The sequence below is a fragment of the Congzhengia minquanensis genome, assembly GCF_014384785.1.
GTDB lineage: Bacteria > Bacillota > Clostridia > UBA1381 > UBA9506 > Congzhengia > Congzhengia minquanensis.
Genome location: NZ_JACRSU010000002.1, coordinates 320155 through 338950, shown reverse-complemented (window position 1 = coordinate 338950; position 18796 = coordinate 320155). Strand labels below are relative to the sequence as shown.

24 protein-coding genes are annotated in these 18796 nt (G+C 45.6%); 21 read left to right on the top strand and 3 right to left on the bottom strand.

Features of this window, described 5'->3' with window-relative positions; all coding sequences use genetic code 11:
- Nucleotides 1–97: 97 nt before the first annotated feature.
- Nucleotides 98–556, bottom strand: coding sequence for a helix-turn-helix domain-containing protein (locus tag H8698_RS06695; RefSeq protein ID WP_249311822.1), 459 nt, complete (start codon nucleotides 554–556; stop codon nucleotides 98–100).
- A gap of 145 nt (nucleotides 557–701) precedes the next feature.
- Between H8698_RS06695 and H8698_RS06690 the strand changes: the two genes are divergently transcribed.
- Both H8698_RS06690 and H8698_RS06685 read left to right on the top strand, forming a co-directional pair.
- On the top strand, nucleotides 702–953 hold the full coding sequence (locus H8698_RS06690; RefSeq protein WP_249311821.1) for a helix-turn-helix domain-containing protein: 252 nt from the start codon (nucleotides 702–704) through the stop codon (nucleotides 951–953).
- Between the two features lie 5 nt (nucleotides 954–958).
- Nucleotides 959–1135, top strand: a complete 177-nt coding sequence (locus H8698_RS06685; RefSeq protein WP_249311820.1) for a hypothetical protein — start codon at nucleotides 959–961, stop codon at nucleotides 1133–1135.
- On the opposite strand, the gene H8698_RS06680 is transcribed toward H8698_RS06685, so the two are convergent.
- On the bottom strand, nucleotides 1132–1470 hold the full coding sequence (locus H8698_RS06680; RefSeq protein ID WP_249311819.1) for a DUF2513 domain-containing protein: 339 nt from the start codon (nucleotides 1468–1470) through the stop codon (nucleotides 1132–1134). The genes H8698_RS06685 and H8698_RS06680 overlap by 4 nt on opposite strands.
- Before the next feature lie 78 nt (nucleotides 1471–1548).
- Between H8698_RS06680 and H8698_RS06675 the strand changes: the two genes are divergently transcribed.
- Nucleotides 1549–1695: a hypothetical protein gene (locus H8698_RS06675; RefSeq protein WP_249311818.1), complete on the top strand. Its 147-nt coding sequence runs from the start codon at nucleotides 1549–1551 to the stop codon at nucleotides 1693–1695.
- Between the two features lie 201 nt (nucleotides 1696–1896).
- Here the strand turns inward: H8698_RS06675 and H8698_RS06670 are convergent, their stop codons facing one another.
- Nucleotides 1897–2097: a hypothetical protein gene (locus H8698_RS06670; RefSeq protein ID WP_249311817.1), complete on the bottom strand. Its 201-nt coding sequence runs from the start codon at nucleotides 2095–2097 to the stop codon at nucleotides 1897–1899.
- A gap of 194 nt (nucleotides 2098–2291) precedes the next feature.
- Here H8698_RS06670 and H8698_RS06665 point away from each other — a divergent pair, with 194 nt between their 5' ends.
- From H8698_RS06665 to H8698_RS06585, 18 genes are all read left to right on the top strand, one after another.
- Nucleotides 2292–3083, top strand: a complete 792-nt coding sequence (locus H8698_RS06665; RefSeq protein ID WP_249311816.1) for a phage antirepressor — start codon at nucleotides 2292–2294, stop codon at nucleotides 3081–3083.
- Nucleotides 3084–3324: 241 nt separating this feature from the next.
- On the top strand, nucleotides 3325–3561 hold the full coding sequence (locus H8698_RS06660; protein ID WP_249311815.1) for a hypothetical protein: 237 nt from the start codon (nucleotides 3325–3327) through the stop codon (nucleotides 3559–3561).
- 116 nt (nucleotides 3562–3677) lie between these two features.
- Nucleotides 3678–4061 (top strand): hypothetical protein, encoded by a 384-nt coding sequence (locus H8698_RS06655; protein WP_249311814.1) that lies wholly within the window; start codon nucleotides 3678–3680, stop codon nucleotides 4059–4061.
- A 98-nt stretch (nucleotides 4062–4159) separates the two neighbouring features.
- Nucleotides 4160–4603 (top strand): hypothetical protein, encoded by a 444-nt coding sequence (locus tag H8698_RS06650; protein ID WP_249311813.1) that lies wholly within the window; start codon nucleotides 4160–4162, stop codon nucleotides 4601–4603.
- Nucleotides 4604–4617: 14 nt separating this feature from the next.
- Complete coding sequence (locus H8698_RS06645; RefSeq protein ID WP_249311812.1) at nucleotides 4618–4809, top strand: hypothetical protein; 192 nt, start codon at nucleotides 4618–4620, stop codon at nucleotides 4807–4809.
- Nucleotides 4809–6020 (top strand): DUF2800 domain-containing protein, encoded by a 1212-nt coding sequence (locus H8698_RS06640; RefSeq protein WP_249311811.1) that lies wholly within the window; start codon nucleotides 4809–4811, stop codon nucleotides 6018–6020. The genes H8698_RS06645 and H8698_RS06640 overlap by 1 nt, the downstream gene beginning before the upstream one ends.
- On the top strand, nucleotides 6017–6745 hold the full coding sequence (locus tag H8698_RS06635) for a DUF2815 family protein (protein WP_249311810.1): 729 nt from the start codon (nucleotides 6017–6019) through the stop codon (nucleotides 6743–6745). The genes H8698_RS06640 and H8698_RS06635 overlap by 4 nt, the downstream gene beginning before the upstream one ends.
- Before the next feature lie 112 nt (nucleotides 6746–6857).
- Nucleotides 6858–6980 carry a hypothetical protein gene (locus H8698_RS13290; protein WP_283245410.1) on the top strand — a complete coding sequence of 41 codons (123 nt, stop codon included), beginning with the start codon at nucleotides 6858–6860 and terminating at the stop codon, nucleotides 6978–6980.
- 20 nt (nucleotides 6981–7000) lie between these two features.
- On the top strand, nucleotides 7001–8980 hold the full coding sequence (locus tag H8698_RS06630; RefSeq protein ID WP_249311809.1) for a DNA polymerase: 1980 nt from the start codon (nucleotides 7001–7003) through the stop codon (nucleotides 8978–8980).
- A gap of 18 nt (nucleotides 8981–8998) precedes the next feature.
- Entirely contained in the window at nucleotides 8999–9196 is a 198-nt protein-coding gene (locus tag H8698_RS06625) for a hypothetical protein (RefSeq protein WP_249311808.1), read from the top strand.
- 24 nt (nucleotides 9197–9220) lie between these two features.
- Nucleotides 9221–11620 carry a virulence-associated E family protein gene (locus H8698_RS06620; protein ID WP_249311807.1) on the top strand — a complete coding sequence of 800 codons (2400 nt, stop codon included), beginning with the start codon at nucleotides 9221–9223 and terminating at the stop codon, nucleotides 11618–11620.
- 261 nt (nucleotides 11621–11881) lie between these two features.
- The gene (locus tag H8698_RS06615) at nucleotides 11882–12169 is read left to right on the top strand and encodes a VRR-NUC domain-containing protein (RefSeq protein ID WP_249311806.1); all 288 of its coding nucleotides are present in this window, start codon (nucleotides 11882–11884) and stop codon (nucleotides 12167–12169) included.
- Entirely contained in the window at nucleotides 12159–13532 is a 1374-nt protein-coding gene (locus H8698_RS06610) for a DEAD/DEAH box helicase (protein WP_249311805.1), read from the top strand. The genes H8698_RS06615 and H8698_RS06610 overlap by 11 nt, the downstream gene beginning before the upstream one ends.
- Before the next feature lie 178 nt (nucleotides 13533–13710).
- Complete coding sequence (locus tag H8698_RS06605; protein ID WP_249311804.1) at nucleotides 13711–14115, top strand: DUF1492 domain-containing protein; 405 nt, start codon at nucleotides 13711–13713, stop codon at nucleotides 14113–14115.
- Nucleotides 14116–14312: 197 nt separating this feature from the next.
- Entirely contained in the window at nucleotides 14313–14627 is a 315-nt protein-coding gene (locus H8698_RS06600; RefSeq protein WP_283245409.1) for a hypothetical protein, read from the top strand.
- Nucleotides 14620–15927, top strand: a complete 1308-nt coding sequence (locus H8698_RS06595; RefSeq protein ID WP_249311803.1) for a PBSX family phage terminase large subunit — start codon at nucleotides 14620–14622, stop codon at nucleotides 15925–15927. The genes H8698_RS06600 and H8698_RS06595 overlap by 8 nt, the downstream gene beginning before the upstream one ends.
- Before the next feature lie 4 nt (nucleotides 15928–15931).
- Nucleotides 15932–17305: a hypothetical protein gene (locus tag H8698_RS06590; RefSeq protein WP_249311802.1), complete on the top strand. Its 1374-nt coding sequence runs from the start codon at nucleotides 15932–15934 to the stop codon at nucleotides 17303–17305.
- Nucleotides 17306–17318: 13 nt separating this feature from the next.
- Nucleotides 17319–18794: a phage minor capsid protein gene (locus tag H8698_RS06585; RefSeq protein WP_249311801.1), complete on the top strand. Its 1476-nt coding sequence runs from the start codon at nucleotides 17319–17321 to the stop codon at nucleotides 18792–18794.
- Nucleotides 18795–18796 lie beyond the last annotated feature (2 nt).

Sequence of the window (18796 nt, the reverse complement as noted above, 5' to 3'; positions counted from 1 at the left end):
ATAATTTTAAAAAATCTAAAATTATTATAGCAAAAGATGTCGTTGCTTGTCGATAATTGGCAAACACTAAAATGTCATAATTTAGATTATTTAATTTTTAATCTCTAATTTCATTTCTCATTGCTTTAATTACACCCTCAAGAGCTGTAAACTCTGCTTGTGTTAGTTCATAGATTTTTTCATTATATGCTAAAATACCTTTATCCTTTGGGATTGACGATTTCACGACTGACCCTTTCCCCTGAGAGCCGTGTATCGTGTAGGTGTTTGTTGCGCTGCTTTTAATATCTGCTATTACTTTTTTCTTTGCCAAAAAAGAACTAACTGGTGACTTGTTGCTTTCTTCTAATGATGGGTCTGGTTCCCAACCCATTATATATGAAGGAGTAGAATTTAAAACATCAGCTAATTTTATTGCAATAGTTCTTTTTATATCAATTTCTCCAGTTTCATATCGATTGACCGTAGCTTTTGTTACACCGATTTTATTTCCAACTTCTTCTTGAGTTAATCCGAGTTGCTCTCTTAATTGACGTATTCTGTCACCAATGTTCATTTTTCTCACTCCTCGTTAACATTATATATTGTTTTTTGTAAATTGTCAATACGTTAAACGAAACTTTTTTCAAAAAAAGTGTTGACATGTTACGGAAAACGTGATATACTGTAGTTACGTTAAAAGAAACCGAGGAGGTGTTGATATGAATCAACAATATATGACCAAAGAAGAAACCAATAGGTTTAAAGCGTATATGGTAATGGCCGGATATAATATTACAAGTCTTGCTAATAAGCTTAATTTGAGCAGAGAATCCCTATCTATGCGTATTAGTGGAAAAATTGATTTTGGAAGAAAAGAGATGGCCGACATAGCTAATATCCTTAGAGTGGACCCTAATATTATTTTTTTTGGTCATGAAGTTACGTTAAAAGAAACCAATCGCAAGGGGTGAGACGAGTGGCACGTATAAACAAGGTTGAAGTGGCAGAGGAAAACGGAAAAACAAAGCTTTTTATTAATGACGAAGCTTTGCACGGCGTGACCTATTTTAAACTGGAAAAGAAAAGCCCCGCGGATTTTGCAGAGCTTACATTAAAGATTGATATGTTATCAGGCAATGACAATTCAGGTTAATTGAACATACCGCTTAAAATTCCATCGATAAGACTTGTGACGGAGCTTATAACGACAGAACGAAGACCGGATTTTATTTTTGACCACGCGTTATCAGACCTTATTTTTGCCAAAACTTCATGGCCTTTTGCGCTTAAATCAACGATACTGAAACCGCCATCTACATATTGTCTGTATCGTTCAAACAGTTCGGCATTGTTGCATTGCTTCGCGTGATATGAGATTTCCTCTCTGGAATACTTATTTAATTCTGGATAATTATTTGGGGACATGATGCTTTCGCGCTCTTCGGTTAAAAGCAAAATATCTCTTATGCAATCAGGATTAAGTTTCATACGATATCTCTCCTTTCATGGATAGTGTATCATAAAAAAGCAAAATTATCAACTAACAATTGCAGGAGGTGACGAGTAATGCCGCGTTGGTACACCGTTGTTGATTGGATAACAAGATTGATTATTTCAATTGTTATTCCAATAATTGTTATTGCTGTTGTTATGCATGAAAGCCCTATCCGCATAATTGAAGCGTTATTAACGTTGTTATCAAAGCAACAATGACCGCAGGAGGTAATAAAATGTCTAAAAAATATCAAATAGTTAATTGCCGGAAGCAGGAGCAGTTGGAATTGTTTAAATATTACCTGCATGAGAAAGAAAAAAGAAACGATGCCGAAAGACGCGGAAATTATTGGCGTAATGTTTCATGCGTCGCAATCGCTGGTTTAATGTCTTTGTTAGTGTCATTAATATTTAGGCTCTTTATTTAGTCACAATCCAAAACATCAATGAGGCTATAAAACCGAATATACCGCCCAAAACGGCGCTAAAAGTAGCAAGTAACCAATCATGTCTAAATTGTTTCTTGCGTAATTCTTTATCCATCATTTCTTTATGTATTTTCTGTTGAATTGCAGGCGGTAATATTTTACCTTTGGCAATATCCGGTAAATCCAATTTCATCTAATCACACCTTTCGTGTTGATTATATCATAGAGAAATTGTAAAATCAAGAAACTGAACTAACCTTGTTTAAAGCAAGGTAACGCACATCACAAATTAATAATGATAAAAGTGTTGTCCTGGACGGACGCGGCATTGTATTACACCGTGCGTTATCTTGTTTTATATATAAATTTTAGGAAAGGAGGGTTCACATGAACCAACTACAGATTTTTAAAAACGAAACATTCGGAGAGGTTAGGACAATTGAGGAACAAGGAAAAATAGTGTTTTGTGGTAGTGATATAGCTAAGGCTTTAGGTTACACAAATCCGCAAAAGGCAGTAAAAGACCATTGCAGGGAAGATGGGGTAACGTTTTGTTCGGTCACCGATAATATCGGCAGAACACAGCAGGCAAAGTTTATAAGCGAAGGCAATGTTTATCGCCTAATCACTCACAGTAAGCTTGAAAAAGCACAAGAGTTTGAAAGCTGGGTATTTGATGAGATATTGCCCACAATACGCAAGACAGGCGGTTATGTCAGCAACGACGAAATGTTTATTAATACTTATCTTCCGTTTGCGGACGAGCAGACAAAGCTGTTGTTTAAAACCACACTGAATACAGTAAAACAGTTGAACAGCAAAATTGAGCAAGACAAGCCAAAAGTGTTATTTGCTGACGCAGTGGAAAAAGCGCATACCTCAATCTTAATTGGTGACCTTGCGAAACTTATCCGCCAGAACGGCGTTGAAATGGGGCAGAACCGGTTATTTTCGTATCTTAGAAATCAAGGATTTTTGATTAAATCTGGTGAGAGCCGGAACATGCCAACACAAAAGGCTATGGAGCTTGGTTTGTTTGAGGTAAAAGAACGAACCATCAGCAATCCTGATGGTACCGTCCGCATTACCAAAACGACAAAAGTAACAGGAAAGGGACAGACTTATTTTATTAACAGGCTTATAGGTCAAAGGTTCGGGCCATGCAGTACAATTGGTTGAAAATCATAAGAAATGGAAGGAAGATATAAAATGAAAACAGAAGCTGCAACTTCTAAAATATCAGTAGCTATGGCTGCAAAACTAATGCATGTAAGTAGTCAGTTTGTTAGAGTTGGCTTACAATGTGGTAAATTACCATTTGGAAACGCTATACAAATATCGGGCGGGCGGTATACATATTATATAAGCCCCAAAAAATTTACTGAATATACAGGCATAAATTTAGAAAGGAGTGACATACATGAACAGAAAAAAAGCGGAACGTGCAGTTAAGAACGTCATAGTAATTGCCTTATTTGCATTTTTGTTTGCGGTGTTTTCCAGCTTGATTTCAGGTTGCAGAAAAGACGGAAAAGTGCAGATTTACGAGGTAAAAACCAGCGGCGTAATGTATCAGACGTCGGCAGACAACAAGCGGTTAAAAGAGCCGGTGAACACGGAAACCGTATATTTGGTAGTTGGGGGTGAGGAACAATGATTGCAAAAAGAAAGCCCCTTGTGTTACCAGCACAAAGGGCAAGCGGAATTAACCGCTAAGAAAAACCATTAATTAAAGTATATCACATAATATTGGAAAAATCAAGAGGTGATTTTGTGAGTAACGCAACAAAAATGTATGAACATATCATATACGGTGATGAAATTGTGGTATTTGAAACAACAAGGCATAAAGAACTTGAAAAGCTGTTCACCGGTTCGGTCAAGGCTATCAAAAACACCGTATCCGAGGAACTCAAACTGGCAATCGAGGCACTAAATGATATGGCGTTTGATTTGATGTATAGCGCTTACCACTGCGGCATAGCACGCGGCATTGAAACAGCCGTAAATTTGCAAGAATTGTTGGAGGCTCCGTGCAAAGTGGCAGAATTATCGGACAGTACTGCGCTCCCTCTAAATAAAGCCGAAGCGCTTGAAGTTAAAGCGATTAGCGCGTATTTAGATAAGGCGCAGAAGCCGGCCAAGGAGTGTGACTGATATGCCATACTACCACACCTGCCCGGATTGTGGTGCGAACCTTGACCCGGACGAGAAATGCGATTGTAAAGAAAAATTATATGAGGAGGATTTTACCCATGTTAGAAATGAAATTAACCATCACAGCCCCCGACCTTTCGGCGGCCATCAACAATCTTGCACAAACAATGAGCGCCCGCGTGCCGGGCTTACAGAATGGGACGTCGACCTGTGCGGAAGCTACCAACACTACCTCTGTGGGTGCTGACGCTGTGCCGGCGGCAAACCCTATTCAGGTAACTGGTGTACCAACGAGTGCGGTTCCTGTGGCGCCTGCCCCTACGTCGGTACCGGTTGAACAGACCGCGCCGGTTCCGACAGCAGCTCCGGCGTATACGCTGGAAATGATCGCAACAGCCGGAACGGCATTGATAGACGCGGGAAAAATGAAGCTGCTTACGGACTTGATTGCGCGCTACGGCATCAGCAGCATTACAGAGCTTGACCCATCGCAATATGGTGCGTTTGCTACCGAATTAAGAACGCTGGGCGCACAGATATAAAGGAGGATTAGACAGTGGACAAATTTGTGATTATAACCCCGGGATTAAGGGACAGTAAAAATAAAAATGTGATTCGGGTAACACCGTCTTGCTATAGCAAGATAGCCGAACTAAGTGACCGAACCGGTGTTTCAATGTGCAGAATCATTGGACAGTGCGTTGATTTTGCGTTGGACCATATGGTTGACGAGGAGTGTGAAGGATAATGCCGACACCGGAAAAACACGCTTTGCTGTCTGCGTCTTCTGCCTCCCGCTGGCTGAATTGCACAGCGGCCCCCCATTTTGAGGAACAGTTTCAGAAAACAACCTCGGAATATGCCGAGGAGGGCAGGCTTGCGCACAGTGTTTGCGAGCTAAAAGTTTTAAAAAAGTTTACGCCTATGAGCTCACGCACCTTTACAACCCGATATAACAAGCTGAAAAAAGACCCTCTTTATAACGTTGAAATGGACAAGACCTCGGAACTTTATATTGAACATCTGACAGAGGCCGCAATGATGTATTCAAGGCCGCCGGCCGTGACCGCTGAGGTTGTCGTGGATTTTTCAGACTATGTACCGGGAGGGTTCGGCACCTGCGACTGCGTTATGATTGGCGGTGATACCCTTAACATTACTGATTATAAACACGGCAAAGGTGTTTTGGTATCAGCCGAAAACAACCCGCAAATGAGACTGTACGCGCTGGGTGCGCTGAAACGGTACCAACCAGTTTACGGCAATACCATAAAAAATGTGCGTATGACAATCATACAACCGCGAATTCAGAGCGAGCCCAGTGTGGAAACAATAACTGCCGATGCACTGATTGCCTGGGGGGAAACGATTCGTCCTATCGCGCAGCAGGCGTATATGGGGCCGGGGGATTTTCGTCCCGGCGAGCATTGCCGCTTTTGCAGAGGCAAAGCGCAGTGCCGCGCCCGTGCGGATGTAAACACCGCCCTTGAGGAGTTTAAGGACTGTGTGCCGCGAAACTGCAGTGCACCGTCTTATGGTGCCAACACCCTTACCGATGATGAAATCGGTGATTTGCTCGTCAGGGGAAAAGAGCTTGTAAAATGGTATAACGATTTAGAAGACTACGCTTTGCAAACAATTTTAAACGGCGGGCAGATTTCCGGCTGGAAAGCCGTTGCTGGCAGAAGCGTTCGCACCTTTACGGACCAAGACGCCGCAATTGAAGCGGTTCTCGCCGCGGGGTATGATGAGGCTCTTGTATATGACCGTAAGCCCAAAACGCTGACTGCGCTGGAACAGCTTATGGGAAAAGCTGAATTTATGGACAAGCTCGGCAGCTTTGTAGTCAAGCCGCTCGGCAAGCCAACTTTAGCCCCGATGAGCGACAAAAGAGAGGCATACAATCCTGCTGCGGCTGATTTTGCAGAGGCGGCACAGTCATCGGGTGGCATCGAATGAGCCACTTTGATGATATAGAAGATTACTACTTTGAAAAATACTATATAGACCAAAAAAGGAGAATGAAAACGATGTATCAGAATATTGCGACAAAAGTATTAACCGGAGAGGTTCGCCTCTCTTATGCAAATCTTACCGCGCCGCGCGCAGCACAGGACGGCGGAGAACCAAAATACAGCGTTACGCTGCTGATTCCGAAAACTGACACCGCAACAAAAGCGGACATCGACGCGTCGATGAAAGCCGCCTATGAGGACGGCGTGAGCAAAAAATGGGGCGGCGCCCGTCCGCAGCCCAAGGTTATCTTGCACGACGGTGACGGTCTTCGTCCGTCTGGCTTGCCGTTCGGCGACGAATGCAAGGGGTGTTGGGTTCTTACTGCGTCCTCTAAAAATAAGCCGCAGGTTGTAGGAATTGACAACATTCAGTGTGAGCTTGCACCGCAGGACGTTTACAGCGGCATGTATGCCAGAGTCACAATCAATTTTTACGCTTTTGACAGAGCCGGAAACAAAGGTGTTGGCTGCGGTTTGGGAAACGTGATGAAAACGAAAGACGGCGAGCCGCTTTCCGGCGGTGCTTCCGCTGTGTCTGACTTTGCGGATGTAGGTTCCTCTGTTGCCGGGCAGGATCAGCCCTGGGCGCAGCAGTCCCAGCAGTACGCCGCACCGGCGCAGCCCGCAAATGGCGTAAGGATAAACCCGATTACCGGACAGCCGATGTAACAATACTTATAGGAGGCAGATATGGATATAAAAAAAAACAATTATAAGACTTGACGGTGCGGTTACTTCATTATCCATGCTGATACAGACTTTCAGTGCTTTGGATACGGCGATGTCAAGCGGAGATTCTGTCGTAGGAAATGACGCACTGTACCATCCCGTGCAGGAACTAAACCGAATTGCCGAGAACATGGATGCACTGGTAAAAGATTTAATCAAACAAATCAAACAATAACACAAAAGGAGGCAAAGGGCGTGCATCATTTAAGCATTGACCTTGAAACATTTTCTACTGTGCCGATTGCAAAAGCCGGCGCGCAAAAGTACATAGCGAGCCCGGACTTTGAGATTCTGCTCTTTGCCTATTCCTTAGACGGCGCTCCGGTGGAGGTTGTAGACTTTGCCCAGGGTGAAATGCTCCCTGCTTGGGTGGCCGAGGCCATAACCTCCCCGGAATACATAAAGCATGCGTATAACGCTCCCTTTGAGTGGGGCTGCCTGTCAAAATATATCGGCAGGCAGCTTCCGCCGGAGCAATGGCGCTGCACCATGTTTCACGGTTTATATGCCGGTTATACAGCGGGGCTTTCCGCCACAGGCAAAGCGTTGGGGCTGCCGGAAGACAAGCAAAAGCTGAACGCAGGAAAAGCGCTTATCCGTTATTTTTGTGTGCCATGCAGTCCTACAAAAACAAACGGAGGGCGCACGCGGAACTACCCGCGCCATTCTCCGGAGCGGTGGGAGCTGTTCAAAGAATACTGCAAACAGGACGTTGTTACGGAAATGGAGATTGAGAGGCGGCTTTCTGCAATCCCCGTGCCGGACTTTGTGCAAAAAGAATGGGAAACAGACCTTATTATTAACAGCCGCGGCGTTGCCGTTGACATGGATTTGGTGAACGGCGCACTTGATTTAGGCAACTCGGTTCGGTCACAGCTGATGCAGGAGGCGGCGCAGCTTTCCGGCTTGGACAACCCCAACAGCGTTTCGCAGCTCACGGGCTGGTTTGAAACGGAAATGGACGAGGCGATTTCGGACCTTAGAAAAAGTACGGTTGCTGACCTTTTAGAACGTAAAAACAACAGCGGCACCGTACAGCGCATGCTCGAAATTCGGCAGGAGCTTGGCAAGACCAGCACCAAAAAGTACGATGCGATTGACGCTGCAGTTTGTCCGGACGGGCGTGTGCGCGGGCTCTTACAGTTTTACGGAGCCAATCGCACAGGAAGATGGGCCGGACGTCTGGTACAGGTGCAGAATTTGCCGCGTACCTACACGGAGCCGTTAGAGCTTGCCCGCGACCTCGTAAAACGCCGCAGCCTTGACGCCCTAAAGGCTGTTTACGGCGGTGTTTCCGATACATTGTCGCAATTAATACGCACAGCGTTTATTGCGTCCCCCGGTAACGCTTTAATTGACGCGGATTTTTCAGCCATTGAGGCCCGGGTGATTTCATGGCTTGCCGGCGAGGATTGGCGGCTTGAGGTTTTCCGCACTCACGGCAGAATATATGAAGCCTCAGCCTCGCAAATGTTTGGCGTGCCGCTTGAGCGTATCAAAAAGGGCAACCCGGAATACGCTCTGCGCGCAAAAGGAAAGGTAGCGGAGCTGGCTTTGGGATACCAGGGCAGCACGGGGGCGCTCATCAATATGGGTGCGCTTAAAATGGGTATTCCGGAGGAAGACCTGCCGGATATCGTAAACAGATGGCGTGAAACCAACAGGCGAATCCGGGACCTATGGTACAAAATGGACGCCGCAGCCGTGCAGGTAATTTCTCAGGGCGGCAGTGTGGGGCTTAATTGCCTTGTTATCGCCCGTGAGTTTGACTACAACCAAAATACCGACTGTATGACAATAACTTTGCCCTCCGGACGTAAGCTCTATTATATCGCTCCGCAGCTCGGCTTAAACCGCTGGGGAAACCCGTCCATTACCTATATGGGTGTGAACGATAAAAACAAATGGGGCCGCATTGAAACATACGGCGGCAAGCTTGTTGAGAATTGCGTGCAAGCCATTGCCCGTGACTGCCTGGCGCAGGCGATTGAACACCTGGAGGAAGCAGGGCTTCCCGTTATATTCCATATTCACGATGAAGTTGTAATTGATTGCCCGCCCGACGCTGCCACGCTGGAGGAAGTCGTGCGGATTATGAGCCGCCCTATTCCCTGGGCGCCTGGGCTCCCTCTGGGTGCAGACGGCTGGGTTGGCACGTACTTTAAGAAAGATTAAAACAAAGAGGTGCGTAAAATGGGTGTAATAAGAGAGGACTGTTACTGGTACAAACACAAAATGAGAGGGCAACGTGGCTGCGGCGTTTTAAACTGTTTGCAGTGTAAAAACGGTGCATGCAGCTTTTATGAAACCGAGGCTGATTATGAAGCGCGGCAGGATAAATTTGATGAGAAACAGAATGCAATTGCCCGTAAGGGACTATTTTTTCACTGAACACGATAAGGGGCGTTCAACAAAATGAAAAACGACAGAAAAATAACAATTTCAGCCGGCAGCAGCCGGCGTTCTACATTATGGACAGCCCAAACTCTGATGGTTTCGGAGCTGTGGAACAAACTGAAAACACCAACAAGGGGCACAGAAACCCTTGCAGAATATATGAGGCTGAAAAAGTCGCAGCAGGATGACTTAAAAGACATAGGCGGCTTTGTGGGCGGCAGCTTAAGCGGCAGCCGCCGTAAAGCAAACAGTGTGATTGGGCGCGACATTATCACGTTAGACCTTGACAACATATCCGCAGGCGGCACAGATGATGTGCTGCGGCGTATAGACGGTTTGGGGTGCGGGTATTGTGTTTACAGCACGCGGAAACATCAGCCTGCAGCGCCCCGGCTGCGCGTTCTCTTTCCGCTCGACAGAACCGTAACCGCAGACGAATACGAGCCCATTGCCCGTAAAATGGCGGCAATGATCGGCCTTGAGTTTGCCGACCCCACAACCTTTGAGGTTAGCCGCCTTATGTATTGGCCCAGCTGTTGTTCTGACAGTCAATACATATATGTTTATGCCGACAAGCCGTTTTTGCAGGCTGACGGACTGCTTGCACAGTACGCAGATTGGCACGACGTTACGCAGTGGCCGTCTATTCCCGGACAGCAGGCGTTTACCAAACTGGCGGTAAAACAAGGCGACCCGGAAGGCAAAAACGGCGTTGTGGGTGCTTTTTGCCGCACCTATGACATACACCGTGCGATGGATGAGCTGCTCCCCGGTATCTATGAGCCCGCCAGCACCATGCCCGGCAGATATACATACCTGGGAGGATCTACCACCGGCGGCGCAGTGCTGTATGATAACGGCAAATTTTTATACAGCCACCACGCAACGGACCCATGCGGCGGCAGACTGGTAAACGCCTTTGACCTTGTGCGTTTGCACAAGTTCGGAGATAAAGATGACGAGGCGCAGGCCGGCACTCCAACAAACCGTCTGCCCTCTTACACCGCTATGTGCGCCCTGGCTGTCGGCCTGGCAGATGTTTCGGCGCTTATGAGCCAGGAGCGTTACGAGGAGGCAATAAAAGACTTTGACGGTGTAGCAGCGGACAACCTGGACGACCCTGCAAACTGGATGTGTCTGCTTGCAAAGAATGAGCAGACCGGAGCTATTAAAGCTACCATTGATAATGTATGTATTATTCTGGAGCATGATCCTATGCTGAAAGGCAAGTTTGCCCTCAACCTCTTTGCCAACCGCGGCGAGGTGCTGGGCTCTCTTCCTTGGGATAACCGGGAAAAACGCCGTCTTTGGGATGACAACGACAACAGCGGTCTGTATTGGTATATGGAAAAAGTGTACCGAATAACAGGCAACGGCAAGATAGACGCTGCACTGTCACTCCATTCAAACAACCACAGTTTTAATGAAGTGCAGGATTACCTAAGCGGCCTAAAAGGAAAGTGGGACGGTGTGCCCCGCCTCGATACCCTTTTTATTCATTACCTTGGCGCAAAAGACACAGCTTATAATCGTGCCGTTACACGTAAAGCCTTTACGGCGGCGGTTGCGCGTGCCATGACGCCGGGGTGCAAGTATGACAGCATGGTAATTTTGGCAGGTCCGCAGGGCATCGGAAAAAGTACTCTGCTTGACAAAATGAGCCGCGGCTGGTTTAACGACAGCATCCGCACCTTTGAGGGGAAAGAAGCATCTGAACTGCTGCAGGGCGTGTGGATGGTTGAGGTATCGGAACTGGATGCGTTCCGGCGCACGGACGTTGCCCGCATTAAGCAGTTTTTGAGTCTGAGAGCTGACCGCTTTCGCGCAGCATACGGACGCAATGTTAAGGAACTGCCGCGGTCGTGCGTATTTTTCGGAACCACAAACACAGACGAATATTTGCAGGATACTACGGGGAACCGTCGGTTTTGGCCGATTGACACCGGAGAAATACCCAGCACCAAAAGTGTGTGGAACGATTTAGACCGTGAAATCGATCAGATATGGGCTGAGGCAATTGTCCGCTGGCAGACAGGAGAACCCCTGTTTTTAAGCGGAGAGATAGAATCAGACGCAAAGGCGAAACAGGAAGAACACAGAGAAACATCCAGCCGCGAAGGTATTGTGCGTGAGTTTATGGAGCGCAAAGTGCCGGAAGATTGGAGCAAGTGGACACTTGATAAACGCCGTATTTTTTGGGGTGGCAACGCAGCAGGAGACTACCGTTTGGTGGAACGCGAAAGCGTGTGTGCCCTTGAAATTTGGTGTGAGGCGTTCGGTGGAAACATGAAGGACATGAAGAACACGGACACCCGGGAAATAAACGCCATTATGGCTGCAACACCCGGTTGGAAAAAGGAAACAAGAACAATGCGGGCGGGGCCGTACGGCGTGCAGAGAGGCTTTAAAAAGCTGTAACAATTGCCTGTAATAATTAAAAACTGTGTGTAACAAAAAATTGAATTGTTACGCGATTGTTACGCCAATTGTTTCAGCTGAAATCCGCATAAAACAAGGGGTTTTAGATGTTTTGTAACAATGTAACAATTATTTATATAATATATTAAAAATAGAGAAATAGAGAATATATATACTCTCTAATCCGCCTAATCCGCCTATATACGCGTGTTATAGAAAAAATTGTTACTTTGTTACGTTTGCAAAAAAAAGGAGGTTTAAATGCTTGAAAAAGAAATTGAGCGCCGTATGGTACAGATGGTGAAACAGCGCGGAGGTCTTTGCTATAAATTTGTGAGCCCCTCAAACCCGGGGGTGCCGGACAGAATTATAATCACACCGGATGGCAAGATAATATTTGTGGAGCTAAAAACAGAGATTGGCAGGTTATCAAAACTGCAAACATGGCAAAGAAGCGAAATGCAAAAACGAGGGGCTGATGTCAGGGTCGCTTATGGATGGCCCGCCGTTAAGGCGCTTGTCGAGGAGGTAATCCCGAATGGAATATAAACCGCATAATTACCAGGCGTATTGTATTGAACGAATTGTGAACGATTCTGCAGTCGGGTTGTTTCTTCGGCCGGGGTTGGGGAAAACCTCAATCACGCTTTCGGCGATTAACATACTGCGGTATTTTCGGTGGAGCGTCTGCAAAGTCCTGGTTGTAGCGCCGAAAAAGGTTGCAGAAGGCACTTGGAGCAAAGAGGCTGCAAAGTGGGATCATTTAAATCATCTGCGTGTTATTACCGTGCTGGGCAGTGCATCAAAACGCGTGAAAGCGCTGAACACCCCGGCAGATGTTTATGTGATTAACCGGGAAAATATTCCGTGGCTGGTGGACTATTATAAACAGGCGTGGCCGTTTGATATGGTGGTGCTGGACGAAAGCACCAGTTTCAAGAATGGCAGGAGCAAACGGTTTAAGGCGTTGAAGCTGGTGCGCCGATTTATGAGAAAAGTTGTGCTGCTTACCGGCACGCCGTCCTCAGCAGGGCTTGAAGACCTTTGGGCGCAGGTGTACCTGTTGGATGAGGGGGTGCGGCTTGGTAAGACCATAACGCAATACCGGCAAATGTATTTTGACGCCAACACACACGGCGGGCATTTTACAAGCTATTCGCCAAAGGAAAGCGCGGAGGCTGCTGTTTTAAAGGCGATAAGTGATATTTGTGTATCGATGAAAGCTGAGGATTACTTAGAGCTCCCGGGGTGCATAGACCATGAAATCCCCGTTGTGCTTGACGGTAAAGCCATGAAAGCATATAAACAGTTTGAGCGTGATTTATTGCTTGAGCTTGACGAGGGCACAGTTACTGCCACGGCGGCGGGGGTTCTTACCGGCAAGCTGCTGCAGTTTTGCAGTGGCGCCATTTATGATAACGACAAAAAGGTTATACACCTCCATGATTGCAAACTTGACGCCTACATGGAATTGTTGGAGCGTATTGACGGCGAGCCCTGCATCACCTTTTATGGCTTTCAACACGATAAAGAGCGCATATTGGAGCGTCTTGCCAAAACAAAGCTGCGTGTGCGTGTGTATAAAGGCACAGAGGATGAGGACGACTGGAACGCCGGAAATATTGACGTGCTGCTGGTACACCCGTCAAGCTGTGCATATGGGCTTAACCTGCAGGCCGGCGGCCGGCACATTATTTGGTTTACGCCAAACTGGAGTTTTGAATTAAACGACCAGGGCAAGTGCCGTTTGTGGCGGCAGGGGTCGCCCTATGACAAAATTTATAACCATTTTCTTGTTGCACAAGGTTGTGTGGATGAAGATGTTTTAGATGCGATTCAGGAACGGGCAGGAACGCACGAAACCGTGATGAATGTATTAAAAGCCAGGATAAAAAAAGCAAAGGGGGCTTGATGATATTGAGCAATTATTATTGCCCTAAATGCGGCGGTATGGATTTTTTTATTGCTGAAAAAGGCCCGCATAAAGGGCTCTATTGTGTTCGATGCGGGAAGTGGATTAAATGGTTGGGTAAAAAAGAGTATATAAAATTTCATAACATGATGAGCGTGAAAAAAGGAGTGTGAACCGATTGAGCACAAAGGAATGGCTGTCTAGGGCATGGAAGATAGACAATGAGATAACAGCGTTGGAGCGGGAGTTATTATCCGCTAAGGAGCGTATGTTGTCCGTTACTGCACATTACAGCGACATCAAGGTACAGACATCTAAGAGTAATAAAACGGAAGACGCAACGCTAAAATACATAGAGTATAAAAACAAGTTGGAATGTCACATTGATGATTTGTATGCGGTTAAGTGTGAGATTGCCGATGCAATTTCTAAAGTGACAAATCCAACTTATCGGACACTTTTGGAGTTAAGGTATTTACGATATATGACTTGGGAAAAGATTGCCGTTGAGTTGGACATAACCTTTCAATGGGTGCATGTATTACACAAAAGAGCATTAAAAAAAATAAAGACAGTTGATTGAAATTGATACCCAATCTATGATATAGTTCAAAATGTAATAAAAGATAATCAAAGACGCTCCCTGTGGGGCGTCTTTTTGCGTGCCGGACATAATCGCCGGCGGATGGGTTGGAGGGTAAAAGTTAATTAGAAAAGAGGTGAGCCGCTATTGCAAAAGGCAAGTATCAAAAGTGGTTAGAGCCTGACGGATTGCTGCTTTTGGAAGCTTGGGCAAGGGACGGCTTAACCGATGAACAGATTGCGGATAAAATGGGGATAAATACGGCGACATTATATCGCTACAAAGAAAAGTATTGCGAGATTTGCGAGGCCCTAAAAAGGGGCAAAGAGGTTGTAGACGTTGAAGTCGAAAATGCACTGTTGAATTTGGCAAAATCAGGAAATATCACAGCCATTATATTTTGGCTGAAAAACAGAAAGCCGAACGTATGGCGTGATAAACAGAAAGATGTTGGTGATGAACACTTAGAAGACGTATCTGACGCGGAAAGCGAAGTGTTTGCTGATGATTAAGCGCACGAAAACGCTCCATTACAATTGGAGCGACAAACACAAAGAATATATGCGCCGGACACAGCACAGCGCCATGAACATTGCCGAAGGCAGTATCAGGAGCGGTAAGACCACTGACAACATTTTCTGCTTTGCACATGATTTAAAGCGGTCACACGACAAGCTGCATTTGGCTACAGCCTCCACACAACCCACGGCAAAGCTGATTATCGGCGACTGTGACGGTTACGGCTTAGAGCACATATTCCGGGGCCAATGCAAGTGGGGCAAGTATAAGGGCAATGAATGTCTTAAAATATGCGGAAAAGATACAAACTACAAAGAAAAAATCGTGTTGTTTTGCGGCGGGGCCAAAGCGGACAGCTACAAAAAGTTTCGCGGCATGTCAATTGGCCTTTGGATTGCAACGGAGATTAACCTGCACCACGCAGACACCATTCGAGAGGCCCAGCGCAGGCAGATTAACGCAGACATAAAGCGGTTTTACTGGGATTTAAACCCGGAAAGCCCAAATGCTGAAATCTATCAGGAATTTATTGACGTTTACACTAAAAAGGACAAAGACGGTGAGCTTAAAGGCGGTTTTAATCTCGTCACCTTTAACATCTTTGACAATGTTAATTTGTCGCAAGATAACCTCGACGCTGAAATATCGAAGTATGAAAAAGACAGCGTGTTTTATAAGCGGGATATTTTGGGCGAGCGCTGTACTGCTGACGGCATTATCTTTAAGGACTTTGCGGAACACACAGATAAATACATGATTGCGCGCTCTGATTTTCCAAACCGGTTCAGATGGGTTGACGTTGGTTTTGACATTGGCGGAAATGGTTCTGCGTATTCCATGTGCTGCAGCGCACAGGGGTATGATGGCGTTATATACGTCTTGAGAGCACAAAAAAAGCAGGCACAAGACCTGCCAATGGAACAGGTGGAACAATTTGTGTTTGAATTTATTGATGGAATACAGCAGGATTTTGACGTTAGAATTGACAATGTAAATTGCGACCATTCAGACGTAATTATTAATACGCTAAATGAAAAGCGGTATATTTTCGGCAAGACATATAAACCACCCATAGAAGACAGGCCGTTCCTTTTTTCCGTGCTGATGGCACAGGGGAAGTTTAAGCTTGTTGAAAATGAATGCAATGACTTAATTGATGAACTGCAAAATCTTGTCTATGACGATAAGGCGGACAAGGCCATACCGCTTGATGATGGAAGCATGCAGATAGACACATACGACAGCATGACATATTCCTGCGCTGGGAATTGGCACTATTTAAACGAGGGGTGAAATTTTGAGAGACACAATGAAACGCTTTTGGTATAATCTTTTGCAGCGGTTGGACAGCAAGATAAATCAATGGCTAAACAAGGGCAAACACGGTGACAGAGCGTTAAATGCGGATGATGATACTGTGGTCAACTTTTTTGTGATGGTGTTAAAAAAAGTTTTAAACCATGTATTTATGCAATGCGATTTCGAGCTAACTACCGACAGTAAGGTTGCCGAGCCGCTCATTGAGCTATGCGAGGATTTACAAAAAAACTGTTATAAAATTGGTTCTTATATGCTTGGCGGCTCTGATACACCGCAGCGGATTTCTGAATGCTGGGTTGTACCGTATTTTGAAACAGTAAACGGCGAAAGAAAGCTGTTTCACAGTTATTTAAGCGGCGACCGGATTTGCATTACGGGAATGGCCGGAAACCGGATAACAGAGTGCTATATGATTATAGACGCTGTCCGGCGAAATGACAAAGCATATTTTTTGTGCCGCCGTCACAATCTGGACGAGCGTGGAACGCTTAAAATTACATTTTTTGTTGCGGACGAGCAATCAAGAGAGATTACGGCAAGTATCCCGGAATGGCAGAGCATTACGCAGACTGAAACAACATACGCAGGGGCAAACAATATTGGATTTGGTCGTTATAAATCACCTGTTTTGGCTTTTGGGAATGACACATACGGAAAGCCATTAAATTATGGCTGTGCGGTCATTGAAAAGCAAATACAGACGGTTTTGGAGCAAATACGGGTGGAATTCAAATCCAGCGGTAAAAAACTGTTTCCCGATGAAAGTATTGTGCGCCGGAGGGATAAAGCCGGAAATCCGATTGGCATGTGGTGTCTTGATGAATATATCTATCCAATTCAGCATAAATCAGGGATTACGCAAAATATGATTGATGAATTTTCTCCGGAAATCCGTGAAAGCTCCTATTATGCACACTTAACAAAATTGCTGGAACAGTATCAAAATCTGATGGGAGTTAATGAACTGATTACCCATGAAAAAAGCGGCAGCGCGGCCACGGCTACCGAAATACGCACGCTGAATATTGATAACATCAGTCTGGAAGACAACATCAGGAAAGCTGTGCAGGACGGCAATATGGAAACATTAAAAGCCGACAGCATGTATCTTGGTATCCGTGAAGATTTATGGACTTATGATGAAACATGGACAGATATTTATGACGACGAGCAGCAGCGGATTGATAATAATATCAAGATGCGGCAGGAAGGAGCGATGGAACAAATTGATTTGATAAAATATTGGTTTCCGAACCTTTCGGACGAAGAAGCTCAGGAAAAGCTTGAACGCATTAATATGGAGCGTCAGAATGGCACGCAGTCGAGTATTGAAAGCATGTTAAACATGTGAGGCGGTGGGATAAATGCCGCAGATAGACGAACAAAAGTTAAACGAGTATGCCGACGCAGTTTTTAACCGGTGCAATTATTTCAACGATTATACGTTATCCACAATTGGCAGACGCATTAAATCAATCGGGCAGCTTAACACTGCAGACCAAATCGCGCTAAAAAACATGGCGGACATTTCCGGCGATATGGCGGCAATCACAAAAAAGCTTGCCGAAATTACAAAAATGAACATATCCGACATTGAAAAGATTTATACTCAGACAGTGACGGACGGTGTAAACTCATATAAGCCGTTGTATGATTTTAAGGGCATGCAATTTGTGCCGTTTGAGCAAAACGAATTTGCACAGCAATTAGTGCGTAATTGGGCTGTGCAGACAGCCGAGGATATGATAAACCTCAGCCGCACGAAGGCGTTATGTTTTGATAAATATAATTTGGCCGGAGATGTTATTGGGTCTACTCCGCTTTCCGGCGCATTCCAAAAGGCGATTGATGACGCTGTAATCGCAGTATCCACCGGCACCACGGATTTTAACACGGCAATGCGGGAAACAGTTAAGAGGTTGGGAGGCTCCGGCGTTAAGGTTACATACGGAAGCGGGGTAAACCGTTCTCTTTCCGGCATGGTGAGGCAAAATCTGTTGTATGGGGCAAAACAGGTGGCACAGGCATATGATGAGCATGTCGGGGATCAACTGGGCTGTGACGGCTTTGAAGTAGATTACCATGCACACCCGCGTCCCACACATGCTTTTATGGGCGGCGAGATGTATTCATATGACGGCGATGTCACAGTCAACGGCAGGACATACAAGGACGGCGCAGAGGCACTTGCAAGGCTGGGCGATTATGGCTGTCTGCATTTTAAAACAGACGTAATTTTGGGCGTATCTGAGCCGCGTTATGATGCACAGTGGCTTGCAGAACAAAAGGCAAAAGACAATACACTTATTGAATTTAACGGAAAACAAAAGACAGCCTATGAATGGCAGCAGGCGCAAAGGCGGATAGAAACGGAAACGCGCAGACAGCGGGATATAGCGTATATGGCAAATGCAAGCGGTGACAAAGTGCTTGTAAGGCAATGCGAGGATAAAATTATTGCTTACCGCAAAACATATGATGATTTGTGTGAGACTGTCGGTCTGGAAAAACGGTATAATCGCATGGCGACATATTATCCAAAACCTGTTGACAAAACCGATGGAAATGGTATAATAAAGACAGCTAATGGTTTACAGGTAAAAGGGTTGACTTCTCACGCTCGCGAAAGGGCAGCAGAAAGAGGCGTAACAAATTCGGCAATTGAAACTGCACTTCAAAAACCTTTGGTTGTCAAAGAACCCATAATTGATGTTTACGGCAGAAAAAGCCAAAGATTTATAGGGGAAAATGCAACCGTGAATATTAACCCTGATACAGGAACGATTATTACGACATGGAAGACGGGCAAGGCAACAGTCAAAAAGTATAAGAAAGAGTGATT